This is a genomic window from Moorena sp. SIO4E2 (assembly GCF_010671945.1).
GTDB classification, from domain to species: domain Bacteria; phylum Cyanobacteriota; class Cyanobacteriia; order Cyanobacteriales; family Coleofasciculaceae; genus Moorena; species Moorena producens.
In genome coordinates this window covers 1-4,700 of record NZ_JAAHIE010000536.1, presented here as the reverse complement: position 1 = coordinate 4,700, position 4,700 = coordinate 1, and the positions used below count along the sequence as shown (strand labels likewise).

Annotated in this window: 3 protein-coding genes; 1 reads left to right on the top strand and 2 read right to left on the bottom strand. The window is 47.7% G+C overall.

The annotated features are described in order from the left end of the window. Nucleotides 1–8: 8 nt before the first annotated feature. Nucleotides 9–3,608: an AAA-like domain-containing protein gene (locus tag F6K37_RS32400; RefSeq protein ID WP_287254740.1), complete on the top strand. Its 3,600-nt coding sequence runs from the start codon at nt 9–11 to the stop codon at nt 3,606–3,608. Here F6K37_RS32400 and F6K37_RS32395 read toward each other — a convergent pair. Together F6K37_RS32395 and F6K37_RS32390 are read right to left on the bottom strand one after the other, a co-directional pair. Further along, complete coding sequence (locus F6K37_RS32395) at nt 3,530–4,174, bottom strand: hypothetical protein (RefSeq protein WP_287254739.1); 645 nt, start codon at nt 4,172–4,174, stop codon at nt 3,530–3,532. The two genes, F6K37_RS32400 and F6K37_RS32395, sit on opposite strands and share 79 nt — an antisense overlap. Nucleotides 4,175–4,224: 50 nt before the next feature. Beyond that, on the bottom strand, nt 4,225–4,700 hold a 476-nt coding region (locus F6K37_RS32390; protein WP_287254737.1), incomplete at its 5' end, for an Rpn family recombination-promoting nuclease/putative transposase.

The following is a 4,700-nucleotide window of genomic DNA, read 5'->3' as shown; positions in this document are numbered from 1 at the left end:
CCCGACAGATGGGTAAGTCCAGTTTGCGGCTACGAACCATGGAAAAGCTAACAAAGGCGGGAGTAGCTTGTGCCTCTATTGATGTGACCAGGATTGGCAATCAAGTAACCTCCCAGCAGTGGTATGGTAGTTTGATGAGAAGTCTGGTTACTAGTTTTAAATTAAAGGAAAAAATCAAGCTAATCCCTTGGTTAAAAGAGCGTGAACAATTATCACCAGTGCAGTGGTTAGATGAGTTTATTGAGTCGGTTATCCTAGAAGAAATAAGTCAACCGATTGTTATTTTTCTCGATGAAATTGATAGTATTATTAAAGTTACGTTTAAAGATGATTTATTTGCCTTAATTAGGGCGTGTTACAATCAAAGATCCGAAAATCCAGCCTACAATCGTCTAAGGTTTTGTTTGCTCGGGGTGGCAACTGCAGCAGATTTAATTCAGGATAAACAGCGCACCCCCTTTAATATTGGTCGGGATATTCAGTTAACTGGGTTTACCTTTCAGGAAGCCAAAGAGCCTTTGGTTCTGGGTTTGGTAGGCCAGGTGGATAATCCTGAACAGGTTTTAGGTGAGATAGTAAACTGGACGGGGGGACAACCCTTTCTGACTCAGCGGTTGTGTCGTTTGGTGGTCGAGACCTGGGCATCGGGAAATAGTCTTTCCGTAGAACAGATAGTGCGTACCCAGATCATTGAAAATTGGGAAACCCAGGATGAACCGGAGCATTTGAAGACTATACGCGATCGCATTCTCAGAAATGAGCAACGGGCTGGTATGCTGTTGGGTTTGTATCAGCAAGTGTGGGATCACGGTTGTATAGCTGCTGATGGGAGTGAAGAACAAACGGAATTAAGGCTATCGGGGTTGGTGGTTGAGTGTCATGGCTGTTTAAAGGTTAATAACCGGATTTATGGGGAGGTTTTCGGACCCGATTGGGTCAAGAAAGAATTGGCCAGACTGCGCCCCTACGCTGAGGCGTTTACCGCTTGGGTTGATTCTGGGCGTAACGATGACTCTCGACTGTTGCGCGGGAAAGCATTAGAGCAGGCCGAACAATGGTCTAGTGGAAAAGCCTTAAGCCATTTGGATTCCCAGTTCTTAAGAGCTAGTGAGGTTTTAGATAAGCGAGAAGTCCAAAAGGCTTTGGCAGCGGCTGAGAAAGAGGCTAGTGAAATATTAGCCAAAGCTCAACAGAAAGCTAAGCGAACCATACGCAGAGGGGGAATTGTACTGGGTTTGTCCTTAGTTGTGGCAATTGTGGCGGTGGTGACTGGTATCAAAGCTAGACAAGAAATAAAGGAAGCCCAATTAGGCACACGACTAGAACGGCAAGGGCGTTATATTTTAGGACAGTTACCAAATAATGTTTATTACGGCACCGGTACAGAACAGGAAAAGCTTTTGTATAAGGCAGTAGAAACTGGGCAAGAGCTAGATAATCTCGTTAAAGATGGTCGCCGCCTGGAGCAATATCCTGCTACCAGTCCTATAAATGCCCTCCAGCAGAGTATTAGTCAATTCCGAGAACGGGCTAAACTCACCGGGCATCAGGACTTGGTAAATAGTGTAGCCTTCAGCCCGGATGGAAAGAAGCTGGCCACGGCTTCAGATGACAAAACTGCCAGAATTTGGGAGTTACAGGGCAATCAATTAGCTCTACTCACCGGGCATCAGTCCTTGGTAAATAGTGTAGCCTTCAGCCCGGATGGAAAGAAGCTGGCCACGGCTTCAGATGACAACACCGCAAGAATTTGGGACAACCAGGGCAAGGAATTAGCTCTACTCACCGGGCATCAGGACTTGGTAAATAGTGTAGCTTTCAGCCCGGATGGAAAGAAGCTGGCCACTGCTTCAGATGACGGCACTGCCAGAATTTGGGACAACCAGGGCAATCAATTAGCTCTACTCACCGGGCATCAGTCCTGGGTATATAGTGTAGCCTTCAGCCCTTCTGGACAGAGGCTGGCCACTGCTTCATACGACGGCACTGCCAGAATTTGGGACAACAAGGGCAATCCATTAGCCGTACTCACCGGGCATCAGGACTTGGTAAATAGTGTAGCCTTCAGCCCGGATGGAAAGAAGCTGGCCACTGCTTCATGGGACAAAACTGCCAGAATTTGGGACAACCAGGGCAATCAATTAGCCGTACTCACCGGGCATCAGGACAGGGTAACGGATGTAGCCTTCAGCCCTTCTGGACAGAAGTTGGCCACTGCTTCAGATGACAAAACTGCCAGAATTTGGGAGTTACAGGGCAATCCATTAGCCGTACTCACCGGGCATCAGGACAGGATAACGGATGTAGCCTTCAGCCCTTCTGGACAGAAGTTGGCCACTGCTTCAGATGACAAAACTGCCAGAATTTGGGACAAAAAGGGCAAGGAATTAGCCGTACTCACCGGGCATCAGGACAGGGTAACGGATGTAGCCTTCAGCCCTTCTGGACATAAACTGGCCACTGCTTCACGAGACGCTACTGCCAGAATTTGGGAGTTACAGGGCAATCCATTAGCCGTACTCACCGAGCATCATGACAGGGTATATAGTGTAGCCTTCAGCCCGGATGGAAAGAAGCTGGCCACTGCTTCACGAGACGCTACTGCCAGAATTTGGGACTTACAGGGTAATCAATTAGACGTGCTCAAAGGCCATCAGGACAGGGTATATCGTGTAGTCTTCAGCCCGGATGGAAAGAAGCTGGCCACTGCTTCAGATGACAAAACTGCCAGAATTTGGGACAAAAAGGGCAAGGAATTAGCCGTACTCACCGGGCATCAGTCCTTGGTAGATAGTGTAGCCTTCAGCCCGGATGGAGAGAAGTTGGCCACGGCTTCAGAGGACAAAACTGCCAGAATTTGGGACAAAAAGGGCAAGGAATTAGCCGTACTCACCGGGCATCAGTCCTTGGTAGATAGTGTAGTCTTCAGCCCGGATGGAAAGAAGCTGGCCACTGCTTCACGAGACGGCACTGCCAGAATTTGGGACAAAAAGGGCAAGGAATTAGCCGTACTCACCGGGCATCAGTCCTGGGTAGATAGTGTAGCCTTCAGCCCGGATGGAAAGAAGCTGGCCACTGCTTCACGAGACGGCACTGCCAGAATTTGGGACAACAAGGGCAATCAATTAGACGTGCTCAAAGGCCATCAGGACAGGGTATATCGTGTAGTCTTCAGCCCGGATGGAAAGAAGCTGGCCACTGCTTCACGAGACGGCACTGCCAGAATTTGGGACAACAAGGGCAATCCATTAGCCGTACTCACCCGGCATCAGGACAGGGTATATCGTGTAGCCTTCAGCCCGGATGGACAGAGGCTGGCCACTGCTTCACGGGACAAAACTGCCAAAATTTGGGACTTACAGGGCAATGAATTAGCTCTGCTTACAGGGCATCAGGACAGGGTAATCGATCTAGCCTTCAGCCCGGATGGACAGAGGCTTGTCACTGCTTCATTGGACGGCACTGTCATAATTTGGAAGGTTGAAAGTTTAGGTGAGCTCCTGCGTCGGGGCTGTGAATTGCTGGAAGATTACTTTGTTAGGAATCCTAAAGCTAAAGAGAAGTTATGGGTATGCCAGAGGGAAAAGGGAACAGGGAATAGGGAATAGGGAACAGGCAAGAGGCAAGAGGCAAGAGGCAAGAGGCTCTGAGGCTCAACAACGGTATTCAAATACTCACCGTCGAGGCTCTGAGGTTCGTTCACGAGGCTCTGAACCTCAACGTTTATCTTCAAATACTCAACGTTGAGGCTCTGAGGCTCAACAACGGTATTCAAATCATCAACGTTGAGGCTCAGAGGCTCAACAACGGTATTCAAATCATCAACGTTGAGGCTCAGAGGCTCAACAACGGTATTCAAATCATCAACGTTGAGGCTCAGAGGCTCGTCCACGAGGTTCAGATACTCAACAACGGTATTCAAATACTCGTCCACGAGGTCCAGATACTCGTCCACGAGGTCCAGATACTCGTCCACGAGGTCCAGATACTCAACTACGATATTCAAATACTCGAAGACGATATTCAAATACTCGACGGAGAGGTTCAGATACTCAACGTTTATATTCAAATACTCAAGGTCGAGGTCCAGATACTCAACAACGGTATTCAAATACTCAAGGTCGAGGTTCAGATACTCAAGGTCGAGGTTCAGATACTCATGGTTGATATTCAAATACTAAAGGTTGAGGTTCAGAGACTTAACGGTGATATTCAGAGGCTCGCTCACAACTGATTAATGTCATCCACACTCAACCCAGTATATTCAGCAATATCCTTCAGGGGTAACCCTGCTGCCTTCATCTGTTTAGCAATCTTTTGTATACCTGCTTGTTCACCTTCTTGTCTACCTTGTTCGAGACCTTCTTGTCTACCTTGTTCGAGACCTTCTTGTCTACCTTGTTCAAGACCTTCCTGAATTAAGGTTTGATTAACACTGTACATATCCCGGTACACCTTCAGACTATCCTGGTACAGGGCTTGCTCCTCAGAGGAGAAATTGGCAATCTCGGCCACCTCAAATAGCTGGGCAAACACATTCCCTTGCAACGGTTCAGGGGGAGCATTACAGCTTGCGAGATGCCTCAATAAAAATAACCACTTATCAAAATGGGTTTCTAGTTGATCAACAGATTTAGTAAATTTTGGTAGTTCCACATAGATGAATTTCAACTTATCGTAGAACACTTCACACCGCTGAT